This is a genomic window from Pseudacidovorax sp. DMC4 (genome assembly GCF_056314265.1).
Genome location: NZ_JBQUYR010000038.1, coordinates 1 through 990, shown reverse-complemented (window position 1 = coordinate 990; position 990 = coordinate 1). Strand labels below are relative to the sequence as shown.

At 68.7% G+C, this 990-nt stretch carries 1 pseudogene; it reads right to left on the bottom strand.

The window, feature by feature from the left end:
• Positions 1–990: pseudogene (locus ACT54X_RS28760) on the bottom strand (hypothetical protein); the annotation flags it as partial.

Genomic DNA, 990 nt, shown 5'->3' with positions numbered 1-990 from the left:
CTGCTGTTGCTGCTGTTGCTGCTGTTGCTGCTGTTGCTGCGGTTGTTGCGGTTGCTGCGGTGGCGTCTGCCCCGGCTCCTGGATCCGGGGCGGCGCCTCGATGGGCTTGCCCGGCGCGTTGCTCGTGAGGCTGGCTGCCCCCACCGGGCTGCCCGGCGATCCCTCGCCACTGCGCGCAAACCCGAGCCCCGTCTCATCGAACTTGAAGCGCAACCTGAAGTACGCGCCCTTACTCGTGTACTCGCCCGCCGTCAGATCCCGGTCGGACAGCCCGATGGCGTTGTAGCCAACGGACAGCCACAGGTCCCTCATCACCTGGTAGCCCAGCTCCAGCCCGAGCGATTTCTGCAGCGCCCCGCCCGAGCCGTGGAGCAGCCCGCCCTGCACGCTCAGGTCCCACTTGGCATTGAGGTCGCGCGTCCAGCGGCCATACAGCAACTGCGCCGTGTAGCTGCTCTTCAAGCTTCCGTCGTCGTAGCTGGAGCGCTTCATCGCGAAACGCCCGCTCAGCGTGTTGTCCGCATCCGGGCTGAAGCTCGCATGCACCGAGGCGATGTCGCTCTTGTAGCTGCCGGGCAGGCTCGCGTCAGAGCCAAAGGCGTTGCCGCTGATGCTGCCGGCCGTGGCCGTGTCCCCGCGGATGGTCTCGCTGCGGTGCTCGTAGCGCGCCACGGCGTTGAAGCGGTCGTCGTTCTTCGGGCGGTAGGCCGCGCCGAGCTGCTGGCGCGACTGGATGCGCTCGTTGCCCTGCTGGTCGCCCACGCCCTTGCTGCTGCTGTAGATGCTGCGCGCGAGCAGCGTCCACTCGTCGTTCAGGCGGTAGCCCGCGCCCATGCTGCTGAGCACGGTGTCCGCGTCCGAGCCGGTGCGCTTCTCCAGGATGCCGCTCGCGCGCAAAGCCCCGTTGGTGTACTCCACGCCGCTGGTCACGGCTGTGGAGCTGCCCAGGCCCGAGGCCAGGCTGGTGCTGGAGACGGTGCCCAGGGCGCG